At 61.5% G+C, this 21,771-nt stretch carries 24 protein-coding genes and 2 riboswitches; of the genes, 3 read left to right on the forward strand and 21 right to left on the reverse strand.

Annotation, left to right across the window (positions count from 1 at the left end):
* Nucleotides 1-7: 7 nt before the first annotated feature.
* The 10 genes from flgK to flgB are packed head-to-tail and all read right to left on the reverse strand — an operon-like array spanning nt 8 to nt 7,982.
* Nucleotides 8-1,387 (reverse strand): flagellar hook-associated protein FlgK, encoded by a 1,380-nt coding sequence (gene flgK / locus ACFOSS_RS08260; RefSeq protein ID WP_377151793.1) that lies wholly within the window; start codon nt 1,385-1,387, stop codon nt 8-10.
* Nucleotides 1,387-1,791 (reverse strand): rod-binding protein, encoded by a 405-nt coding sequence (locus ACFOSS_RS08265; protein WP_377151794.1) that lies wholly within the window; start codon nt 1,789-1,791, stop codon nt 1,387-1,389. The genes flgK and ACFOSS_RS08265 overlap by 1 nt, the downstream gene beginning before the upstream one ends.
* Nucleotides 1,792-1,800: 9 nt before the next feature.
* A complete protein-coding gene (fgIL, locus tag ACFOSS_RS08270) occupies nt 1,801-2,907 on the reverse strand; it encodes a lateral flagellar basal body P-ring FlgIL (protein WP_377151795.1) in 1,107 nt (368 codons plus the stop codon).
* 17 nt (nt 2,908-2,924) lie between these two features.
* Nucleotides 2,925-3,587, reverse strand: a complete 663-nt coding sequence (flgH, locus tag ACFOSS_RS08275) for a flagellar basal body L-ring protein FlgH (protein ID WP_377151796.1) — start codon at nt 3,585-3,587, stop codon at nt 2,925-2,927.
* Nucleotides 3,588-3,596: 9 nt separating this feature from the next.
* Nucleotides 3,597-4,382, reverse strand: coding sequence for a lateral flagellar basal-body rod protein LfgG (gene lfgG / locus ACFOSS_RS08280; RefSeq protein WP_377151797.1), 786 nt, complete (start codon nt 4,380-4,382; stop codon nt 3,597-3,599).
* A gap of 33 nt (nt 4,383-4,415) precedes the next feature.
* Nucleotides 4,416-5,150, reverse strand: a complete 735-nt coding sequence (gene flgF, locus ACFOSS_RS08285) for a flagellar basal-body rod protein FlgF (RefSeq protein ID WP_377151798.1) — start codon at nt 5,148-5,150, stop codon at nt 4,416-4,418.
* A gap of 27 nt (nt 5,151-5,177) precedes the next feature.
* Nucleotides 5,178-6,392 carry a flagellar hook protein FlgE gene (flgE, locus tag ACFOSS_RS08290; RefSeq protein ID WP_377151799.1) on the reverse strand — a complete coding sequence of 405 codons (1,215 nt, stop codon included), beginning with the start codon at nt 6,390-6,392 and terminating at the stop codon, nt 5,178-5,180.
* Between the two features lie 12 nt (nt 6,393-6,404).
* A complete protein-coding gene (locus ACFOSS_RS08295) occupies nt 6,405-7,139 on the reverse strand; it encodes a flagellar hook assembly protein FlgD (RefSeq protein WP_377151800.1) in 735 nt (244 codons plus the stop codon).
* Nucleotides 7,140-7,170: 31 nt separating this feature from the next.
* Nucleotides 7,171-7,593: a lateral flagellar basal body rod protein FlgCL gene (flgCL, locus tag ACFOSS_RS08300; protein ID WP_377151801.1), complete on the reverse strand. Its 423-nt coding sequence runs from the start codon at nt 7,591-7,593 to the stop codon at nt 7,171-7,173.
* Between the two features lie 2 nt (nt 7,594-7,595).
* A complete protein-coding gene (gene flgB, locus ACFOSS_RS08305) occupies nt 7,596-7,982 on the reverse strand; it encodes a flagellar basal body rod protein FlgB (protein ID WP_377151802.1) in 387 nt (128 codons plus the stop codon).
* A 91-nt stretch (nt 7,983-8,073) separates the two neighbouring features.
* Between flgB and flgA the strand changes: the two genes are divergently transcribed.
* The 3 genes from flgA (at nt 8,074) to ACFOSS_RS08320 (ending at nt 9,619) form a co-directional block, all read left to right on the forward strand.
* Nucleotides 8,074-8,817 carry a flagellar basal body P-ring formation chaperone FlgA gene (gene flgA / locus ACFOSS_RS08310; RefSeq protein ID WP_377151804.1) on the forward strand — a complete coding sequence of 248 codons (744 nt, stop codon included), beginning with the start codon at nt 8,074-8,076 and terminating at the stop codon, nt 8,815-8,817.
* A gap of 81 nt (nt 8,818-8,898) precedes the next feature.
* The gene (gene flgM / locus ACFOSS_RS08315) at nt 8,899-9,174 is read left to right on the forward strand and encodes a flagellar biosynthesis anti-sigma factor FlgM (RefSeq protein ID WP_377151806.1); all 276 of its coding nucleotides are present in this window, start codon (nt 8,899-8,901) and stop codon (nt 9,172-9,174) included.
* Between the two features lie 4 nt (nt 9,175-9,178).
* On the forward strand, nt 9,179-9,619 hold the full coding sequence (locus tag ACFOSS_RS08320) for a flagellar protein FlgN (RefSeq protein WP_377151808.1): 441 nt from the start codon (nt 9,179-9,181) through the stop codon (nt 9,617-9,619).
* 246 nt (nt 9,620-9,865) lie between these two features.
* Here the strand turns inward: ACFOSS_RS08320 and ACFOSS_RS08325 are convergent, their stop codons facing one another.
* The 11 genes from ACFOSS_RS08325 to fliQ all read right to left on the reverse strand — a co-directional run bounded on the left by ACFOSS_RS08325 (nt 9,866) and on the right by fliQ (nt 21,769).
* Nucleotides 9,866-10,270, reverse strand: a complete 405-nt coding sequence (locus ACFOSS_RS08325) for a flagellar FliJ family protein (RefSeq protein ID WP_377151810.1) — start codon at nt 10,268-10,270, stop codon at nt 9,866-9,868.
* Nucleotides 10,271-10,285: 15 nt separating this feature from the next.
* Nucleotides 10,286-11,617 carry a FliI/YscN family ATPase gene (locus tag ACFOSS_RS08330; protein ID WP_377151812.1) on the reverse strand — a complete coding sequence of 444 codons (1,332 nt, stop codon included), beginning with the start codon at nt 11,615-11,617 and terminating at the stop codon, nt 10,286-10,288.
* Complete coding sequence (locus ACFOSS_RS08335; protein WP_377151814.1) at nt 11,610-12,293, reverse strand: FliH/SctL family protein; 684 nt, start codon at nt 12,291-12,293, stop codon at nt 11,610-11,612. Before ACFOSS_RS08335 ends, ACFOSS_RS08330 begins: the two co-directional genes overlap by 8 nt.
* Nucleotides 12,294-12,322: 29 nt before the next feature.
* Complete coding sequence (locus ACFOSS_RS08340; RefSeq protein WP_377151816.1) at nt 12,323-13,351, reverse strand: FliG C-terminal domain-containing protein; 1,029 nt, start codon at nt 13,349-13,351, stop codon at nt 12,323-12,325.
* Nucleotides 13,338-15,038 (reverse strand): flagellar basal-body MS-ring/collar protein FliF, encoded by a 1,701-nt coding sequence (fliF, locus tag ACFOSS_RS08345; RefSeq protein ID WP_377152002.1) that lies wholly within the window; start codon nt 15,036-15,038, stop codon nt 13,338-13,340. Before fliF ends, ACFOSS_RS08340 begins: the two co-directional genes overlap by 14 nt.
* 75 nt (nt 15,039-15,113) lie before the next feature.
* On the reverse strand, nt 15,114-15,443 hold the full coding sequence (locus tag ACFOSS_RS08350; protein WP_377151818.1) for a flagellar hook-basal body complex protein FliE: 330 nt from the start codon (nt 15,441-15,443) through the stop codon (nt 15,114-15,116).
* 23 nt (nt 15,444-15,466) lie between these two features.
* On the reverse strand, nt 15,467-16,846 hold the full coding sequence (locus tag ACFOSS_RS08355) for a sigma-54-dependent transcriptional regulator (RefSeq protein WP_377151820.1): 1,380 nt from the start codon (nt 16,844-16,846) through the stop codon (nt 15,467-15,469).
* 163 nt (nt 16,847-17,009) lie between these two features.
* Nucleotides 17,010-17,103, reverse strand: a riboswitch (cyclic di-GMP riboswitch).
* A gap of 132 nt (nt 17,104-17,235) precedes the next feature.
* A riboswitch (cyclic di-GMP riboswitch) is annotated at nt 17,236-17,327 on the reverse strand.
* Nucleotides 17,328-17,512: 185 nt separating this feature from the next.
* A complete protein-coding gene (gene flhA / locus ACFOSS_RS08360) occupies nt 17,513-19,585 on the reverse strand; it encodes a flagellar biosynthesis protein FlhA (protein WP_377151822.1) in 2,073 nt (690 codons plus the stop codon).
* Entirely contained in the window at nt 19,582-20,724 is a 1,143-nt protein-coding gene (flhB, locus tag ACFOSS_RS08365) for a flagellar biosynthesis protein FlhB (RefSeq protein ID WP_377151824.1), read from the reverse strand. Before flhB ends, flhA begins: the two co-directional genes overlap by 4 nt.
* Nucleotides 20,721-21,503: a flagellar biosynthetic protein FliR gene (fliR, locus tag ACFOSS_RS08370; RefSeq protein ID WP_377151826.1), complete on the reverse strand. Its 783-nt coding sequence runs from the start codon at nt 21,501-21,503 to the stop codon at nt 20,721-20,723. The genes flhB and fliR overlap by 4 nt, the downstream gene beginning before the upstream one ends.
* Nucleotides 21,500-21,769, reverse strand: a complete 270-nt coding sequence (gene fliQ, locus ACFOSS_RS08375; RefSeq protein WP_377151828.1) for a flagellar biosynthesis protein FliQ — start codon at nt 21,767-21,769, stop codon at nt 21,500-21,502. Before fliQ ends, fliR begins: the two co-directional genes overlap by 4 nt.
* Between the last annotated feature and the right edge of the window lie 2 nt (nt 21,770-21,771).

Genomic DNA, 21,771 nt, shown 5'->3' on the forward strand with positions numbered 1-21,771 from the left:
ATGCCTCCTAGAACATGCCAAGCACGGTAGTGAATAATTGATCGGCAGTACTGATCACCTTGGCATTCGCCTGATAGGCCTGGGCAAACTGCATGATGTTGACCCCCTCCTCGTCCAGGTTGACGCCGCTGACACTGTTGACCTTGTTCTGCACCTCGGTCTGCAGCTTCTGGCTGGAGTCATACTCGGCCTGGGCCTGACCGCTCTGCACCGCCAGTTTGCCCAGCAGGGTACCGTAGGCATCGTAGTGGTTTTCCTTCAGCGCGATGATCGCCTGCAGGTTGCTGTTATCACCAATGCCCGCTTCCGGCACCGGATGACCCGCGGCATCGAGGAGCGGATTGCCGGAGGCATCCAGCTTGGCAGCACCAAACGCCAGATCCTGCGCCTTGAAATCGGCACTGATCTTCAGCGTCGCCGCCGGATCGCTGGCGTCAAAGGTAAACAGCGGCTTGCCCTGGGTGCGCGGATCATTGATGTCCACCCCCTTGGCCTGCTGCTCATTGATCTGCTGCGCCAGCTTCAATGCCATGTCATTGAGCTCACTGCGAGAGGGTTGCAGCACGTTATCACGCACGTCGATCAGGCCGCCGAGGCTGCCGCGCAACGTCTGCTCGACCGGGAAACTCTGGGTGCCCATCTGCACCGCCAGGCTCTGGTTGGTCAGGGTCAAGCTCCCGGCGCTGTTCCCCAGCACCAGCGGCTGCCCCTGCGACAGGCTGAGGTTCACCGAGCCATCGGCCTGACGATTCACCTGCACATCCACCAGCTCGGACAGGGCCTTGATCGCCTCATCGCGCTGATCCTCCAGCTGGCTGGTATTGCCGCCACCGGCCGCCAGCTCTCCGATCTGCTTGTTCAGCGCCGCCACCTGGCTGCTGTAACGGTTGACCTCGCCAATCGTCGAGGTCATTTCGTCGCCCAGCTGCTTTTCCTGATTGCTGAGGTTCAGCGACAACTGGTTGAAACGATTGGCCAGCGACTGGGCCGAGCTGATGATCTGCTGGCGCGGCGCCAGGCTCTCCGGGCTCTCCAGCGCGGCGCTGAACGCGGCAAACAGGCCATCCAGTCCCTTGGTGATGCTCAGCGCATCGCTGCCAAACATCTTTTCCGTGGTGTTCAGGTATTGGGACTGGGTGCGATAGAAACCGGTGGCCGAACCACTGCTCCACAACTGGGTATTCAGATAATTGTCGGCAATACGCCGCACCCCGGTCACCGCGACGCCAATGCCGTTATCCAGACCACCGTAGGCAAACCGACTGCCGAGCAAAACTTCCTGCCGGCTATAGCCAGGAGTGTTGACGTTGGCAATGTTGTTACTGGCCACATTCAGTGCCACCTGGGCAGCATTGAGACCAGATGTTCCGATGCTCAGCATGGACATCAGTCAGGTTTCCTCTTCACTTGGTGCAGGCTCTGCCGGAATGATTCCGACCCATGCTGAGGCACAGCGACCGAATTGTCGGAATTCTTTAATGTCGGCGCCACCTGGGCGACGATCTGCTCCTTGAGACCGAGCCCACCCTTGTGCACCATGCTCATCGCCAGCTGGCTGTCATACAGATCCCGGTAGAAACCCTGCTGCTGACTGGAGAACAGGCTCTCTTCATCCTGCAGTGCATCGCTGGCGGCGCGCATGTGCTTGAGCACGGTTTGCAGAAACTGCACCTCGAACTGGCTGGCCGCCGCCTCCAGTCCATCCGGCTGGCGCTTGATCGCCTGCAGGCCGGAGAAATCGTCATAAAATGCCGGCTCGCTGGCGCCGATCCCCTCGATTCGCTGACTCATCTTGGCTCCTTAAATCACCACCAGTTCGCCTTCGAGGGCATCAGCCTCATTCAGCGCCTGCAGAATCGCCATGATGTCGTCCGGCGTCGCACCGAGCGAGTTGATGGCGCGCACTATCACCTCGAGCGAGGTTCCTTCCGGCCAGACAAACATGTTATTGCGCTCGCGCTGGACATTGATGCTGCTGTTCGGCGTCACCGTGGTCTGGCCGCCGGCAAAGGCGTTCGGCTGACTGACCGATTTCGACTCGGTGATGGTCACCGTCAGGTTGCCATGGCTGACCGCCGCCTTGCGCACCTTGACATCCTGTCCGAGCACCACGGTGCCGGTACGGCTGTTGAATACCACCTTGGGCCGTTCGCGGCCGAGATCGACATCAATGTCTTCCAGCAAGGCCATGAAGGCGATGCGTTGACTGGCATCCTTCGGCGCCCGCAGCGTCACCCGCCCGGCGCTGACCGCCCTGGCGACCTCCCCCAACTGGCGGTTGATGGCGCGCTCGACATTGCGGGCGGTGCGAAAATTCGGCTGCTTGATATTCAGGATCACCTCATCCTGATTGCTGCTGGCACTGGCGATCTCGCGTTCGACAATCGCGCCATTGGGGATGATGCCGGCGGTCGGCACATTGATGGTCACCGAGGAGCCGGACTGCCCCTCGGCCTTGACGCCACCCACCACCAGGTTGCCCTGAGCCACGGCATACACCTCGCCATCGATACCGCGCAGCGGCGTCAGCAACAGCGAGCCACCGCGCAGGCTCTTGGCATCGCCGATCGAAGTGACGGTGACATCCAGCGTCTGCCCCTTGCCGGCCAGTGCCGGGATCGTCGCCTGGACCGACACCGCCGCCACGTTCTTCAGCTTGGGATCGATATCGTCCGGCAACTGGACACCGAACTGCTTGAGCATGTTGGCCATCGACTGGCCGGTAAACTTCACCTGGCTGCGATCGCCGGTGCCGGAGAGACCGACCACCAGGCCATATCCCACCAGCTGGTTATCCCGCAGCCCTTGCACATCCGCGATGTCCAGCAGGGCACGGCGCTGCGCTGCTTCAGCCGGCACCGCCGTCACGACCAACAGCGCCAGACACAGCCAACAGAACTTTCTCATCTACTCTTCCCCGGAAGTTACAGCGGCGACAGCGCCGAGCTAAAGAAGCGGCTCAGCCAGCCGGACTGGTTGCTGTCGGCGAGCGCCCCTCGCCCGGCGTAGGTGATCCGCGCGTCGGCGATGCGTTGCGACGACAGGCGGTTGGACTGATCGATATCCTCCACCCGCACCATGCCGCCGAGGCGGATGAACTCGTCGCCCTGATTGAGGCGGATCCACTTCTCGCCGCGGATGCGCAGCACGCCATTGGGCATCACTTCGGCCACCGACACCGTAATGGCACCGGTCAGCGCATTCTGCTGGCTGGCGGTGGCGGAACCATCAAAATCGCGATTGGCTGACAGCTCGGCGGACCACTTGGGCCGCGCCACGCCGCCGATGGTCGGTGTCGGTACGCTCATGCTGCTGCTCTTGCCCAGTGTGGTATCGGCCTTCTTGCTCGACTGGGTACGCTCTTCCAGCATCACCGTCAGGATGTCACCGACCCGATAGGCGCGGCGATCCTGAAACAGGGTGAACATATAGTCGCGACGGTACAGGCTGCCATCCTCGGCGGAGGCCGACGCCGGCACCGGCACCGGGGACGAGGGTTTCCACTCGTCCTCCCCGGGTTCCGGCGCCCGCAGTTCATAGGTCGAACAGCCCGTCAGCAGCAGGGTCAGCCACAGGATGCGCAGCATGGTCACTCCTTACAGCGCCTGGCTGACAAACTTCAGCATCTGATCGGCCGCCGAGACGACCTTGGCGTTCATCTCATAGGCACGCTGGGTCGAAATCATCTCGACCATCTCTTCGACCACGTTCACGTTCGAGCCTTCGAGCGTGTACTGTTTCAGCGCACCGAAGGCCTCCTCACCCGGCACCCCTTCCTGGGGTTCACCCGAGGCGGCAGTGGCGCGATAGAGGTTGCCGCCCAACGCCTCGAGCCCGGCCGGGTTGGTGAAGTTGGTCAGCGTGATGCGGCCCAGCTCGACATTGCCCTGCTGGCCGGCGACGGTCGCGGCGACGGTGCCATCACTGCCGATCGCCACCTTGGTGGCATTGGCCGGGATCTCGATCTGCGGCACCAGCGGCAAACCATCGGCATTCACCAGCAAGCCTTCGGCGCTGCGGTGCAGCTGACCGTTGCGGGTATAGGCGGTCTCGCCATCCGGCTTTTCGATGCCAAAAAAACCCTCGCCGACAATCGCGACATCCAGCTCCTGATTGGTGGTCTGGAAGTTGCCAGAGGTAAACACCTTCTGGGTCCCCACCACGCGCACACCGTTACCCAGCTGGATACCGGTGGGGGCCTGATTCTGCTGATCCTGCTGGGCGCCAGGTTGACGCTGTACCTGATAGAACAGGTCCTCGAACGCCACCCGATCGCGTTTGAAACCGACGGTGTTGACGTTGGCCAGGTTGTTGGAAATGGTCGCCATCTTGGCGTCTTGTGCGGTCAGGCCTGTCTTGCTGACCCAAAGTGCAGGATGCATCTGTCACGCTCCTCGAAATAAAGTTATTCAGGCTTAACCCTGACCGGAAACCAGTTTGGCGCCGAGACGAGCCTGCTCGTCGGCACTCTTCATCATGCGGACCTGCAACTCGAAGTTGCGAGTCAGCGCCATGGTATTCACCAGCTCATCCACGGCGTTGACGTTGGAACCTTCCAGATAACCGGACGCCAGCACCACGCTGTCGCTGCTTTCGGCTTCGCCCCCCTGACGCAGGCGGAACAGGCCATCCTCGCCTTTCACCAGATCACGGGTCTCCGGCTGAACCAGCTTGATGCGGCCCGCCTCCAGGCGCGCGCCACCGCCCGGTGGCGTCACGCTGACGGTACCGTCGTTACCAAAACTCAGACTGCGGTACTCTGGCAGTGTCAGCTCGCCACCCTCGCCCAGCAATGGACGGCCATTGACCAGCATGCGCCCGTCAGCATCCACTTCGACGTTGCCAGCCCGGGTGTAGGCCTCCTTGCCGTCGGCGGTCTGTACCGCAAAGAAGCCGTCACCACGGATCGCCAAATCCAGCTTGCGGCCAGTGGCCATCAGCGGCCCGGAGGCAAAATTGCTGCCGGCCGCCTCTTCCCGCGCCAGCACCCGGCTCGGGTAGCCCATTCCGGAGAGCGCCGCCGCCGAGACCTGCTCATAGTCGGCGCGAAAACCGGTGGTATTGACGTTGGCCAGGTTGTTGGCCCGGATCTGTTGGGCCATCAGGGTGTGCTGGGCACCGGACATGGCGGTGTAAATCAGCTTCTCCACGACATGGGTCTCCTGTCAGTCAGCACATCAGAATGAGTTGAACAGCACCTGGGTCATCTTGTCCGCGGCACTGATGCTCTTGGCATTGGCCTGGTAGTTGCGCTGCGCCGTCATCAGGTTGACCAGCTCACCCGTCAAATCGACGTTGGAACCCTCATAGGAGCCCGAGGTCAGCGATCCCAGAGTCCCAGTGCCCGGCACCCCCAGCGTCGGCTGGCCCGAGGAGAAGGTCTGGGTCCAGGTGGTATTGTCACCCTGTTGCAGACCGCTGGCGTTGGCGAAGTTGGCCATCACAATCTGGCCCTGCAGCAAGGATTGGCCATTGCTGAATACCGCCATCAGCGAGCCGTCCTGTTCAATGCGCACCCCGGTCATGTCACCGGCGGTATACCCATCGGACTGGTTGCGGCTGACATTGAAATCGGAGGCGTACTGGCTGAGGCCGCTGACATTCAGCTCGACAGCCATCGGATTGGCGCCGGCCGGGCTCAGGTTCAGCGTGACATTGCCGGTCGGTGACTGCAGCGAACCATCGGCGTTAAAGACCAGATCCTGTACCTGATCAGCCCCACCGCTCTGTACCGGCTTGCCATCCACGTAATAGTGGGTACGCCAGGTGTTGTCACCGGTCTTCACAAAATAGTGGGTCAGGGTGTGTTCAACGCCCAGCGAGTCGAACAGTTTGCCTGACTGCGAGAAGTTGTAGCTGCTGGCATCGTTCGGGTCGAAGGTGTAGCCGGCAGCCGTGGTATCCACCTTGCTGGCATCGGCCTTCAGGTTGGCCACAAAGTCGACCTTGGTACTGGCCTTGGCCGGCACATTGGCCGCCGTGACCTTCAGATCACCGATGACACCGGGCACCAGCTGGCCGTCGGCGTTGACGCCATAGCCCTGCAACGCCATGCCGTTGCTGGCGACGATGCGGTTATCGGCATCCTTCTGGAACATGCCGGCACGGCTATAAGCCACTTGCCCCTTGCTGTCGCTGAGGACGAAGAAGCCACTGCCGGAGATCGCCAGATCCAGCGCCCGGCCACTGCTGACGACATCGCCATTGCGATCGAAATTCTGGCTGACGTTGTTCATCTCCACGCCCCCGGCCTGACCACCACTGTACAGCGCGGCAAACTCGGCACGTCCGGCCTTGAAACCGGCGGTGTTGACGTTGGCGATGTTGTGACTGATGACGTTCAGCTCTTCGCTGACCGCGCGCAGGCCACTGAGGCCGATACTAAATGACATCTGATCTCTCCTTTAGGACTTGGCCTGGCCAAACTCGACAATGCTGAACAACGGAACTGTGCCGACACCGGCGACTTGCAACTGGATATCACCACTGCCGGGCAGCGTGACGCGCTGCACCTCTCCGGCGACGTAATTCTGCGGCGTACTGATGACGCCACCACTCTTGGCTTTGACTTCGAAGCTGTACTCACCTGGCGGCAGGGCGCTGAGATCGTAATCGAGCGTGCCCTGTTTGCTGCCGCCCCACTGCTGGGTGGCGACCTGCTGACCGTGCTGGTCATAGACGTGCAGTGACACCTCATCGGCGGCATTCGCCAGATAGATCTGGCCGCGCACCGGCTGTTCGTGCTCCAGCGTCAGGCTGCTGCTCGGTGCCATCACCTCCTTGCCCACCAGGTTGGTGCTCTGCAGCACCTGCTGGGTATCCTGCATCACCAGCGCCTGCTGTTGCAGCACGCGCAGGTTTTCGACCCCTTCGACCATCGAGAACTGCGCCAGCTGGGTGACATACTGGGTGCCATCCAGCGGGTTGAGCGGATCCTGGTTCTGGATCTGCGCCACCATCATCTGCAAGAACTCGTTACGCAATTCGACACTGCCGGTGCCACTGCCCGTACTGGATGAAGAAGAAGATGACGATGACGCAGCCGTGCCGCTGTTATTGCTAGCGACCTGGGTGGTGGTGTGGCTCTGGAAACTGCTGCCGCGCGCCGTTTCCAGACTGCTGACCTGTGCCAGACTCATGTGCTCTCCTTACGCCGCAGTCACTGCGGGTTTACATCTGTCCCAGACGCAGCAGCCCCTGCTGCATGCTGCCGATACGGTTCATCACTTCGACCGAGGTCTCGAACGAGCGCGAGGCACTCATCATGTCGGCCATCTCCTCCACCGGGTTGACGTTGGCGGTGTAGACATAACCGTCACCATCGGCCAGCGGATTATCCGGCTCCAGTCGCTTCTGCACCGGGCGGTCCGACTGGGTGACACCGGCGATCTGTACCTGGGCCGATGCCATGCCATCGGCCTCCTGTACCCGCTGGTACAGGGTGGCAAACACCGGCTTGATGGCACGAAACGCGGTCTCTTCGCTGCCGGAGACGCTGTCGGCGTTCGCCAGATTCGAGGCGACGGTGTCCAGCCGGACGGTCTGGGCGCGCATCGCGCTGCCGGCGATGTCATAAATACGGTTGAAAGCCATGATCAGCGTCCTTCAATGGCCTTGGCGAGGCCGGAAATTTTCAGGTTGAGAAACGTCAGGCTGGTCTGGAAATCCATGGCGTTATTGCCGAATTTCGCCTGCTCGACCCCCAGTTCAGCCGTGTTGCCATCGGCCGCCGTCTGGTAGGGGACGCGGTACGCCGGCGACGCCAGCGCCTGGTTCAGGCCAGCACCGAGATCGCTGCCGCTTTGTCCCTGCTCGACACGGCGCGCGACATCGGCGAGGATCTGCTGGTAGTCGACATCGCGAGCCAGATAGCCCGGGGTCTCGACGTTGGCCAGGTTACCGGCGATGATCTGGGCGCGCTCGGCACGCAGTTGCAAGGCGTAAGGGTGAACACCCAGGGCCTTGTCAAAATTGAGGGACATAACGGACTCTCCTGTTATCCAACGGGAATGTCAGCTTTATAAACAAGAGTCATGCCAACAATTGAATCCTTATTTATCAGCTAGTTACACTATGTCCCGCCCCCTGCTTCCGCCGGAGCGGGAAATACACCTTCCGCATCGGAAACGGGCTGTCGTCGCACTGCTGCTGATGATGGTGAGCGGCAGCCTGTGGGCCGGAGAGCTGGAAGCCGAACTGACCCGGGTGGCAACGGCCCGACTGGATGAGTACCTGGCCGCCCGGCAGTGGCCGGCGGGCAGTCGTCAGCTGCATGTCTGGCTGCCGGACGGCGCGGCCCACCTGCCGCCCTGCCAGCAACCGGTCACGACGGTGCCGCTGAGCAGCGGCGGACAACCCTGGGGCCGCCAGCTCTACCGCCTGAGCTGCAGCCAACCGGCCTGGGGGCTGCAGGGACGGGTCGATCTGGCGCTGACGCTGCCGGTGCTGTTCACCAAGCGCGACCTGCCACGCGGACACACGCTGGGGCTTGAGGATCTGGACGCCAAGGAGACCGATGTCACCCGCCTGTACCGTGACATCGCCGTGCGCCCGGAAGAGGTGATCGGCCGCCAGACGCTGCGCCGCATCCGTGTTGGCCAGCTGCTCTCCGCCGGCCAGTTGCAGGCGGCACTATGGGTGCGCAAAGGTGATATCGTGGTGATGCGTGCCGGGGAAACCGGCTTTGCCGCCACCATGAAGGGCGAAGCGCTGGAAGCCGGTGGCCCGGGCGACAGCGTCAAGGTACGCAACCTCAGCTCTGGCAAGGTGATCCAGACCTGGGTGGTCGAACGCGGTATCGTCGAGACCCGCTACTGAAAAAAATTGCCGCCTGATTCAAGTTTCTTTTCCGCCCGGTCGCTTGATTGGGGATAGCAGAGCGTTTTGGAGTCGAAAAAGATGAAAATTACCCGCACCGATTTCAGTCCCCTGACCCCGCGTCAGCAGAGTGAGCCGGCCGCCGTCACCCCGCAGAGCCGCCCCGCCGTCAGCCAGAGCCAGACCGTGTTCAGCGGCACTGTGCGTGAGCTGGAAGCGGTGCGCGCCGGGTTGGCACAGACCAGTGAGGTCGACATGGACAAGGTGAGTGCACTGCGTCAGGCGATTGCCGATGGCCAGCTGCCGCTGGATCTGGATGCGCTGAGCGCCGCCATCGTCGATCTGCACCGGTCCTGAGTCGATGACCGCTACCTCGACACGCGATCAGATCAAACTGCTGCTACAAGAGCTCAAGCAGGACGTTCAGGATTACCGCCGTCTGCAGCTGATGCTGCTGGAACAGCGCGACCTGTTGATCAGTCACGACAGTCAGGGACTGCAACAGCTGCAGGAGCGCCAGCACCTGCTGATGGAGACCCTCAGCGAGCGCGCCCGCCAACGCGTCGCCCGGTTGCGCCAGCTGGGATTGAGCGCCGACGATCAGGGCATGCAACGGCTGTTGTCGCGCCTGCCGGAACCCTTGCGCCATCAGGCCAATGCCAGCTGGCACACCCTGCACCAGCTACTGCAACAGTGCCAGACCCAGAACGATATCAATGGCCGACTGTTAGCCAGCCAGGTGGAACTGGTGCGCAAGCTGCTGCAACCGCAAGACAGCTATCCGCAACCGTTGGGTAATTAATGACCTGTCAACGATGACAGGTGGCAAGAAATAAGTTCCCGTCGCAGCCAACCGGTTATTCCACACCATGCCAGCACAGGGCGTAAATAGTATTCCACAGTGCAAGCCATTTCGATAAAAACATTATTTATCAAAAGGTTAATTATTATTAACCCACTTTGCGTGATATTTTGAATAATGCTATTTTCCGGATGGAATAATTTAAAATCACCGCTAACGCCGCGTCAGCGAATTATCGTGGTCGCCTCAACGCCGCCGCGGGCGCTGCGCCAATTCATCCAGCACTTTCTGTTCCGCCTGCAACTGGCGTTGCTGCGCTTCCTGCTCGCGGCGTGACAACAGCTGCTCCAGCCCTTTGACCCGCCCAAACTGACTGCGCAACAAGGCCTCGTGGCGCTGCAGATCGCTGTGCGCCAACGCCAGCTGTTGCTGTTGATGGGCTTGCAGGCGTCGCAGCTGCTGCTGCATGCCGCTGCGATTTTGCCAGGCTAGCGGCGTGGTGACGCCGGCGGGCATCGCCAGCGCCGAACTCAGCTGTTGCAGCCGCTCCAACCGCTGTTGTTCGCGCTGCCACTGCTCACGTAGCTGGCCGCGTTCCTGGCCAAGCTGCTCCAGCGTCTGTTGTTGCAGTTCAAGATAGGGCTTGAGCACCGCGACCTCCGCTTATCACGCCAGCACCCGCGCCAGCTGGTTGGCACTGTCCTCCAGCGAGGCGGCGTCATGCAGTCCTTGCTGCAGATAGTGTTCAATCTGCGGATAACGCTGCACGGCGTCGTCCATACCCGGATCGGCACCCGGCTGATAACCGCCCAGCGGCAGCAATTCGCGCACCTGCTGGTAACGTCCCCACAGCTGACGCAACCGCGTCGCCTGCTGTAACCAGGCCGCTGGCACCACCTGCGGCATCACGCGGCTGACCGAGGCGCCAATATCGATGGCCGGATAATGGCCCTGCTCGGCCAGACGCCGGGTCAACACCACGTGACCGTCGAGGATGGCGCGCGCGGCGTCGGCCACCGGATCCTGCTGGTCATCGCCCTCGGCGAGAACCGTATAGAAGGCCGTCAACGAACCGGAGGCGTGCTGGCCATTGCCAGCCCGCTCTACCAGCTGGGTCAACATGCTGAACACTGACGGCGGATAGCCGCGGGTGGCCGGCGGCTCCCCGACCGCCAGTGCAATTTCGCGCTGGGCCTGGGCATAGCGGGTCAGTGAATCCATCAGCAGCAGCACATCCAGCCCCTGCTCGCGGAAATACTCCGCCAAGCGGTGACACAGCTGGGCGGCTCGCAGCCGCAACAACGGCGACTGATCGGCCGGCGCGGCCACCACTATGGCCCGCTGACGCCCCTCAGGACCCAGCGCATGTTCGATAAACTCGCGCACTTCGCGTCCGCGCTCACCGATCAGGCCGACGATCACCACCTGGGCCCGGGTATTGCGCGTCATCATGCCCAGCAGCATGCTTTTACCGACCCCGGAGCCGGCAAACAGCCCGAGCCGCTGTCCCTTGCCCGGCGTCAGCAGGCCGTTGATGGCGCGCACGCCGACATCCAAGGGGGTGGTCACAGGTTGACGCGTTAACGGATTAGGGGGCGACTGGAACCAGGGCACCCAATCGCCGGCCTCCGGCAGCGGCAAGCCATCCAGCGGTTGCAGCAGGCCGTCGACCACCCGTCCCAGCAGGTGATGGCCGATGCGGATCTGCTCATCGCTGGGCAGGGCTTCGACCCGGGCGCCAGGATACAGGCCACTCATGGGTTGCAGTGGCATCAGGTAACAGAGTTCGCGGTTGAAACCAACCACTTCAGCCGACAGGGTCTGGCCATCGGCGGCATAAACCCGACAACGCTGTCCCAGCGCCAGCGGACAGCCGACCACCTCCAGCGTCAGTCCGGTCACCCGCACCAGGCGCCCGAAACGGCGCGGTGGTGGTACCGGTGTGGCCGCCAGTTGCTGGCGCGCCCGCTGCAGACGCTGCAACAACGCATCACTCATGTTCTGCGTCCGCCGTCATCGTCTGCAGTACCGGTTGTAACAGGCCATCCAGCCGCTCGCCGAGCCGCGACTCGACCACGCCGTGGCACGCCTCGACGCGGCACTCGCCGACTTCCAGCGCCGGATCGACGCGCAGCGGCCAGCCGGCACACTCCGTAATCGACAGCGCCGCCAGCTGGGCGGCATCGCTGGCACTGATAAACAGCGCTATCTCCTCGGCCGCGGCCGGCAACTGGGCAAGCGCCTCCTCGACCAGAGCGGTAATCTGCTGCGGCTGCAGGGCCAGTTCGCGCAACAACACCTGCTGCGCCAGCTCCTGCACCAGCGCCGCCAGTTGTTGTTGCTGTGCCGCCTGCTGCTGGTGCAGCCACGCATCCAACGCCTGCTGTAGCCCCTGCAGGGGCTGCAACGCGCTATCGATACGCTCACGCGCCTGCTGCAGGCCCGCCTGCTGGCCTGCGGTCAACCCTTCGGCATAGCCCTGCTCATAGCCGAGGCGCTGGCCCTGCTCGCGGCCTTGCTGTTCACCCTGCTGGCGGCCTGCCGCCACGCCCTCGGCAAACCCCTGCTCAAACCCTTGCTGCTCATCTCGCGCAGCGAGCGGTTGTCGCGGGCCGCCCAATGTCGGGAAACGGTAGGCATAGACGCGCGCTGGCATCCGGGACGTCTCACTCATGATCCACTCCTGCTGCCTTCAGGCTGCCCTCAGCTCAGTACCGGCTCTTCGAATAACTGGTATTCGATCTCGCCCTGCTCGACCAGCTCGCGTACCAGCTGCATGATTTCGTTGCGGGCATCGGCTACCTTGCGCACCGAGACCGAGCCCTGGCTCTGGATCTGCGCCTCGAGCGCCTGCGCCATCCGTTTCGGCATCGCATTGAGCACCGCCTTGCGCAGGCTGACCTCGGCCCCCTTGAGGGCAATCGCCAGCAGATCCCCCGGGATCTCCTGGGTCAGGGTCTGCAGTGTCTCGTCGCTTTGACGCTTCAGCGTGTCGAAATCGAACATGTTCTTCTCGATCTCCACCGCCATCTGTTTGTCATGCAGACGCAGCAGATCCAGCATCTGGGCCCGATCACCCTGATAACGGTTCAGGATATCTGCGACCTGGCGCACGCCATCGATGCGGGTACCGGCCTGCTCGGCCACATACGACAGGCAGCGATCCAGGGTGCCGCGCAGCTCCTCCAGCACCAGCTCACTGACCTCTCTGAGGTTGGCGACCCGCAACAGCAGTTCATCATGCTGCTCCGCCGGCAGCACATCCAGCACAGCCGAGGCGGTATCCGGGGGCAAGAAGGCGAGCAACACCGCCTGCATCTGCGGGTGTTCATGGCGGAAGAAACGAGCCAGCACCTCTGGCGGAACCCACTGCAGGCGCTCCAGATCCTGGCTCATGACATCGCCATAAATGGAATCCAGCAGACTGCGCGACAGCTTCTCGCCCAGCGCCAGATCCAGGGTTCGCTCGAGGTAATCACGAGAGGCACCGCTGATACCGCTCTGTTGTCGGTACTGGCTGAAGAATTGCTGCAACGTCCATTTCGCTTCCGGCGAGCTGACGCCCGGCAAGCGAGCCATACAGGTGGTCAGCTTCTGCACCTCATCCCGGCTCAATCGCTTGAGCACCCGGGCTGCGGCATCCGGCCCCATGCTCAGCAACAGGATCGCCGCCTTCTCCAGCGGTTCGATCTGGATGTCGACAGCGGACTGATTGAAATTAATGTCGCTCATTGCCACTCACCCATAGCTTGATCACATCGGCCACGCGGGCCGTCTCCTTGTCCGCCAACAGCTGCAGATGTTTGAGCTGGACCTCGAGATCCGAGCCTGGCTCCGGCAGCATCTCCAGTTCAAAGCCATCATAGGCGACACCACCGTCATCACCACGGGCGGCGGTCGCCAGCGGCACCTTGCTGACCTGGGGCTCGCCGAGCAGAGCATCCTCACGCCGGCGCAAGCCAGGTTCAGCGTCGGCCAGGGCCAGCGCGACAGCGGGTTCGTCGTCAGCTGCGGTGTGCGGCGGATGCTGTCGTACCAGTTGCTTGACCAGGGGGCGTACGCCGAGCAGCAGCAAGGCCAATCCCAGCAGTCCGCCCACCAGATAACGCAGCGAATTCTGCCATACCGGCTCACGCCACCATTCGCTCTCCGGTGGTGTCAGCGGTGCCATCACCGCCGGATTGAAATCAAAGCTATTGAGGCTGAACTGATCGCCGCGCGAGGCATCAAAGCCCACGGCGCGCTGCACCATCTGCTGGATCTGATCCAGCTGGGCCTGACTCCAGCCCCCTTTCGGTGCCAGCTGATTGTTCAACAGCACAGCGACACTCAGCTGTTGCAGGCGCCCTTGCTGAAAGCGGGTATGCACCACGGAGCGGCTGTTTTCATACTGACGATTGAACTCGTTACGCTCGGTACGGGTGTCGTTGCTCTTGGCTGCGGTGGTGGCGTTGCCATCGTTAGCCGCCGTAGTGTTCTCGGCCGGTTTCTTGACCGGTGGCTGGTTCGATAGCGAACCGGGAATACCCAGCGCCAGGTTGTCGACTGTCTTGTCCGCCTTGCCGCTCTCGCTGCGCATCACCCCCTTGGGATCGATCTCTTCGCGCGTCTCCTCGACGGTGTTGAAGTCGATGTCAGCAGCCACCTGTACCCGGTAGTTTCCCGCGCCCAGCAGCGGATAGAGCATGTCGCTGGCGCGCTGCTTGATGTACTCCTCCTGCTTGCGCACGTACTCCATCTGCTGCACCGACAACTTGCCGAAGCCGCCTTTATCGCCCAGCTCGCTGCTGAGCAACTGGCCGGCCTGATCGACGATGGAGACCGATTCCGGCTTCATGCCGGTGATGCTGCCGGCTACCAGGTTGGCAATCGCCTCAACCTGTCCGACCTCCAGAGTGCGACCCGGTTGCAGATCCAGTACCACGGAGGCGGTGGGCTTTTCCTCTTCACGACCGACAAACAGGGTCCGTTTCGGGATCGCCAGATGGACACGCGCACTGCGTACCGCATCCAGCGCTATGATGGAGCGAGCCAGTTCGCCCTCCAAGGCATGGCGATAGCGGGCCGTTTCCATGAACTCGCTGGTGCCAAGCCCGGACATCCCGTTCAGCCCCTCGAGCCCAGCCGGCAACGCCGCGCGAACCCCGCGTGCAGCCAGGGCCATGCGCACCTGCGCCAACTGACCTTCCGGCACCAGCACCTGGCCGCTGGAGGAGTCGAGACGGAATGGCACCTGCTCTTTCTCCAGCAACTCGAGAATGTTGGCGGTATCGTACATCTCCTGCTTGCCATACAAGGGCACATAGTTCTGGCTCGCCGTCCACAGGATCACCACTATGATTGTCGCCACCAGGGCGGCCATCAGCGCGATCACCAACAGGGAACGGTTATCCCGGGACATGCGTCGCCAGTTGCGCAACCAATCTGTGGTCCGCTCACGCAGGGAGGGGGACGGCAGAGCTACTGCCGGTGCCACATCACTCATCTCTCATCCTCACAGCGGCAGGCGCATGATATCGTCCAGACCGGACATCAGCTTGTTGCGCACCTGCATCAGGGTGGCAAAACTCAGACCCGCCTTCTGGCTGGCGACCATGGCACCGACCAGATCATCGCTCTGACCACTGTCCACCGCCGCCATCATCTGCGACGCGACGTTCTGTTGCTGATTGATGCTGCGAATCGTGTGCTGCATCGTCGTGGCGAAGGAGTCATCAGCATCGCTGGCCCGCGCAATGGCCGGTGCACCGGACTCAGCCAGCTGCTGCAGCCCCTGCATCCGAGCCAGCATGGCGTTCTGAGTCGTGATGGCATCAATTTTCATATTTGTCTCCGGAGTGCAAGCCGTCAGGCCCGAATCATCTGGTCAATATCCATACCCTGCTCGCGCATCGCGGCCAGCTTGTAACGCAAGGCACGCGTCGTCAGGCCGAGGGCTTCTGCTGTACGGGTGCGATGGCCATCGAAATGGCGCAGTGTCTCCAGCACATACTGGAACTCCGCCTGCCGGCGGCTAGCCGCCAAGCCCTCACCGAAGGCCGGCAAGGCGTCACATTGCGTACCGCGTGAACCCGATGACGGCAACATCAGATCGGCGGGTTGCAGATGCAGTCCGCGGGCGAGAATCAAGGCCCGCTGGATCACGTTCTCCAGTTCGCGCACATTCCCCGGCCAGTCATGCTGCAACAACAGACGTAGCGCTTCGGCCGTCAACTGAAAACCGGGGCGGCAGGCATGTTTGGCGATGAAGTAATTCGCCAGCGGCAGTATGTCGTCACGACGCTCGCGCAGACTCGGCCAGCTCAGCGGCAACACATCCAGCCGGTAAAACAGATCTTCACGGAACACGCCCTGGGCAACACACTCGCGCAGATCGCGGTTGGTCGCGGCAATGATGCGCACATCCAGAAGGATCTTCTGATTGCTGCCCAGCCGCTCCACTTCACGCTCTTGCAACACCCGCAACAGCTTGGACTGTAACAGCAGCGGCAATTCGGAAATCTCGTCCAGCAGCAGGGTGCCGCCCTGCGCCAACTCGAACTTACCCGCTTGCGCCGTTACCGCACCGGTAAAGGCCCCTTTGTTGTAACCAAACAAGATGGCTTCGAGCATGCTTTCGGGGATCGCCGCACAGTTGATGGCCACAAAGGGCCCTTCGGCACGGGGAGAGACATCGTGGATGAAGCGGGCCAACCGCTCCTTGCCAGTCCCGGATTCACCGCCGATGAGAATCGACGCTGAAGTCTGGGCGGCGCGGCGCGCCAGTTGCAGCACCTGGCGACTGGCATGGGAAACGGCCACCAGGTCCGGGACGGCCTCACTGACTCCGAGCGCATGTTGCAGGCAAGCACTCAGTTGCTGGGTATCGAACGGTTTGCGCAGGTAGTCGATGGCCCCCGCCTGCATGGCTTCCGCGGCCTCCCGCCCCTGTGTTGCCGAAACCATGGCGATCACCAGCATATCGGCTCGACGTTGTTGCAGGCGGGTAATAAAGGTCGCCAGCGGCATATCCGGCAGACTGGCATCGACCAACAGCAGTCGTGGCGCATCGCGGCTGACGGCAGCCAAGGCCTGATTGGCACTGGCACACGGCATCACATCGAAACCGTGCATCGCCAGTTCCCGCGTATCAAGATAACGCGCCGGATCCACAATCAATAATGGCAACCGCCCTGCGGCTACCATGGGAATATCTGCCCGCGGGGCAGTAAGTACACTCAACGTCACGACTGACTTCCTTTCGAAAAAACTGCCTGTTCCGATTGAAATCCAGCCAAATGCAGTCCACAGAGTACAAAGACTCCGACATCGCGGTAAAAGCAAGACTCGCCAGGTGGCAACGCTCCCGCCATCTGGGATGCATGGTCCGAACCATGCGTCTCACACCTGCCTTGGCAACCCCGCTGTCATGGTCATCCGCTGAGATGACGTTAGACCGGAAGCTTTGCGTCCTGCCCTTTCGGAACAGTTTGCCGTTTCATGCAGAGATGGACGCCATCTCGTCATGGCCATATCGGGCGACAGCAACATCCAATATGGATAAAACAGATCGGGAGGAAGGGAAATACAACAAATAAAGAATGGAAACACAGTGTGGCATGTCAACAGTCCGTTGCCATGGCAGCCCCGCTATCGTCATCACCCTTGGGTGATCCCAGACCGGAGGCTTTGCGTCCCGCCCTTTCGGTGCAGTTTGCCTTCATCCTGACAATCCCAGAACAACCGCCATTGGCTGCTCATATTTGCTTCCTGGTAACAGGAAGTCGGGATTCCGGACTGATAATATCGCTTCCGAATGAAAAGACAATCACAAAAACAAACAATAACTTATTAATATTCACCGAATTTTACACTTTGCCGCTTTCGCATACTGGTTATTCCTCGCCGGCAGGATCATCCCAAGGTCCCGATGACCTCAATCTGCAACTGCTCCGGGATCTCGTTGTAAGAGACCACTTTCAGGCCACGCGCAAAACTGCGGGCATAACGACTCAGCAGCGGGCGCAACTGCGGCATGACGACCAGCACCGGCGGATGGCCCAGATGCTGCAGCTGATCGCGGACCTGAGGCATCATTTGCTGCAGCTGGCCCAGCAGGTTGGGATCGACCGGGAAGCCATCCAGCTGCACCTTGCCCTGTTGCTGCGCTTGATTCAGCGCGGTCAGCAGCGTCTGTTCCAGACGGTCCTCCAGGGTGAAGGTGGCTAACAAAGTGCGCTCACCAATGATCTGGCGCATCAAAGCGCGCTTCAGCGCGCAGCGTACATCGGAGGCGAGCAAGATCGGATCCTTGGTCAGCTCACTGCTGTCCAGCAAGGTGGTGGCAATCACCCGGATATCCTGCAGGCTGACCTGATCCCGGAGCAGTTGCCGATAAACGCGCAACTGCTGGATCGGTGTCAACGCCGTATTCAGCTCCTCCGCCAGCTTGGCCGAGATCGAGGCCAGATGCCCAGAAAGACGGCCCACCTCCTCATGCCCGAACAGCTCATCCAGATGCTCGCGCATCAGTTTTGAGCTATGGGTGGCAATCACGGTTGCCGCATCGACCACTGAATAGCCGAGATTCAAGGCGCGGGCCTTGTGCTCTGGTGCTATCCAGACCGCATCCAGCCCATAAGCGGGGTCCCGGGTCAGTTCACCGTCGATCTGGCCGTAGGTCTGGCCATTGTCGATCGCCAGCAGTCGCTGACTGTCTACCTGGCCACCGCCGACCGGCACGCCCGCCAGCTTGATCTGGTACTGATCGGGTGCCAGATGCAGGTTGTCACGGATACGCACCTCCGGCAGCAGAAATCCCATCTGCTCGGAGAGCGTCTTGCGCACCCCGCGGACACGCTGTAACAATTCAGCCCCCTTCGCCGCCTCAGCCAGCACCACCAGCCGGTAGCCCAACTCAATCGCCAGCAAATCCAGATGGGGCAGATCCTGCCACTCCAGCTGTGCGGCCGGCTCCTCGCGCTGACGTGCCAACGCCTCGATAGCGACCAGAGGCGCCTCGTCAATGACACGCCGCTGCAGACGCCAGCCGACATACGCCAGGACTGCGGCAAAACTGAGGAAGGCCAGCATCGGCATGCCAGGCACCAGCCCCAGCACCAGCATGACGCCGGCAGCCGTAAAGATGACACGAGGCGAGGCCAGCAGCTGACGCCCCACCTGATCCGACATCTCCCCTTCATCGTTGATGCGGGTCACTATGATGGCGGCCGCAGTCGACATCAGCAGGGAAGGTATCTGGGCTACCAGGCCATCACCGATGGTCAGCAGCGCATACCGCTGGAAGGCCTCGCCGACCGCCATTGCATGCTGAAAAATACCGATGGCCAGGCCACCCACCAGATTGATCACCAGTACCAGCATGCCGGCGATGGCATCGCCGCGAACGAACTTCGACGCTCCGTCCATGGCGCCATAGAAGTCGGCTTCCCGTGCGACCTCCTCACGCCGCAACTTCGCCTGATGCTGGTCAAGGATACCGGCGTTGAGGTCGGCATCGATCGCCATCTGCTTGCCGGGCAAGGCATCCAGCGTGAAGCGGGCCGACACCTCCGAGATCCGCTCGCCCCCCTTGGTAATCACCACAAAGTTGATGATCATCAGGATGATGAACACCACCATGCCGACCACATAGTTGCCGCCAATCACCACCTCACCGAACGCCTGGATCACCTTACCAGCCGCATCCGCCCCCTCGTGGCCGTTGAGCAATACCACCCGCGTCGATGCCACGTTCAGTGACAGACGCATCAAGGTCGCGATCAGCAGTACGGTCGGAAAGACGGAGAAGTCCAGCGGTCGCCGCGCCGAGACCGAAACCAGCAGCACCAGAATCGACAACACGATGTTGAACGTAAACAACGCATCCAGCAGCCAGCCTGGCAGCGGTAATATGACCATCGCCAGCACGGAAAGCAGCAACAATGGAATGCCGGTATAAGAGTGCGTCATGGCTCGCCAGTTCACGGAGTACCTCGAGGTTTATGAAGGTCAGGCGGTATCGGCAGCAAGGGGAGCGGACGCGGTGCCCGTCCCCGGCCGGCGCGATAGGCCTCCAGTTGCAATACATGATTCAGGACATAGGCGACAGCGGTATAAAGAGCCGCCGGCACCTCCTGATCGATACGAGTCGAGTAGTAGATGGCCCGGGTGAGGTCGGGAATGGTCAGCACAGTCCGTTTATGGCGGTTGGCAACGTCCCTGATACGCAACGCCATGCTGTCAACGCCCTTGGCGATGACATACGGCGCCTTGGCACGTTTGGGATCGTAACAGATGGCCACGGCATAATGGGTCGGGTTGACGATGACCACATCGGCTGTCGGCACGCGCTTCTCGATACGGGCGCGGGCAAACATCATCTGAACCTGGCGAATACGCCGTTTGATCTCCGGATTGCCCTCGGTACTCTTGTGTTCGTCCCGCACCTCCTGCTTGGTCATGCGTAACTGACGCAACAGGCTCCAGTGTTGATAAGGCACGTCCAGCAACGCCACCAGCATCAGTACGCAGCCGAAAATCACAAAGGCCAGCGCCAGGATGTGCAGCCCTTGCTGCAGCGCCACCGATGGCGGTTGACGGTTCATCAGCAGCAATTGGGGCCAATAGTGGTGCAACAACGCGGCCAAGGTACCACCCAGCAGGGTGATCTTGAGGAAGGACTTCAGCAACTCCATCAGACTGTGGGACGAGAACATGCGTTTGAGGCCGCTGATCGGGTTCAGCTTGCTGAATTTAGGCAGTAAATTCCCCCAGGCCAACACCATGCCCCCCGGGACCATCGACAGCGCAATCAACAGCCCCCCCAGCAACAGAAACAGCGGCAGCAGCGTCCATAGCATGTCGATCAGCGCCTCGCCGAGCCAGCGGGTCATCATTGCCGGAGAACGGGCACCCTTCCAGTCAAAGGTGGCCGGCCCCTGCATCAAACGCATAAACAGATCGCCAAACCGGGGCACCAGCCAGAACATCGCCAGCCCGCCAAACAGCATCAGCCCTGCCGAAGCAAGCTCCTTGGAACGGGCAACCTGCCCCTGCTCTCGCGCCTGACGCCGCTTGCGCGCCGAGGGTTGCTCCGTCTTGTCCTGACTGCTGGCGTTACTCATGGCGCCATCACTCGATGCAGGGTCGTCAGCGCGTACTCCACCAGCGTCAGATAGCGACCGGGAACACCGCTTACGGATAACCAGACCGCCAGCAAGCCAAACATCAGCGTCATCGGAAAGCCGAGGGAGATGACATTCAACGCTGGCGCCGCGCGGTTCATCACGCCGAAGGTGAGGTTGACCAGCAACATGGCGACCACGGCCGGCAGTGTCAGCGCCAAGGCCGCCGCCATGCTCCAACCCAGCAACCGGATCACGGCATCCAGATCCAGTTGGTAAAGGCTGCTACCAACCGGCCATAACTGAAAGCTGCGCGTCAGCAGCTCCAGCACCAGCAGATGGCCATTTAGGCTCAAAAACAGCAGCGTACAAAACACCAGCATCAGCTGGCTCAGAATCGGGGCACTGTCACCGTTGACAGGATCGTTCATCATCGCCATCCCCAGACCCATCTGCAGTGACAGGATCTGGCCGCTGAGCGTCATGACCATGAACAGCAGTTGCAGGCACAGACCGAAAATCAGCCCAAACATCACCTGCTCGAACGCCAGGACCAGTGCCTGTAACGACAGAGGGTCAAGCACCGGCATCGGCGGTACCAGCGGCGCCACCAGCAGCGCAAGCAACGCGCACAACAGCAAGCGTACCGGCGTGGAGATCCGGCTATCCCCAAACAGTGGCAACATCCAGAATGCGGCACTGATGCGCACGAAAGGCCACCACCAGCGACCGAGCAGTGCCGTCAGATCCGCCACACTCAGCTGCAGCAGCGAACTCACCCTATCAGCCCCGGCGCGCTGGCAAAAATCTGCTGGAACAGCGCGCTGATCTTGCCCAGCAACCAATGGCCGGTAAACAGCAACGTCAGAAGGGTCACAAACAGACGCGGCAAGAAACTCAACGTCTGCTCCTGGATCTGGGTGGCGGCCTGGAACATGCTAACGACCACGCCGACCACCAGACTGGGCACCACCAGCACGCCGACCAGGGCAACGATCAGTTTGACCGCATCGGCCATCAAGGCAACCGTCTGCTCAGGAGACATGG

This window comes from Pseudaeromonas sharmana, from assembly GCF_042649925.1.
GTDB lineage: Bacteria > Pseudomonadota > Gammaproteobacteria > Enterobacterales > Aeromonadaceae > Pseudaeromonas > Pseudaeromonas sharmana.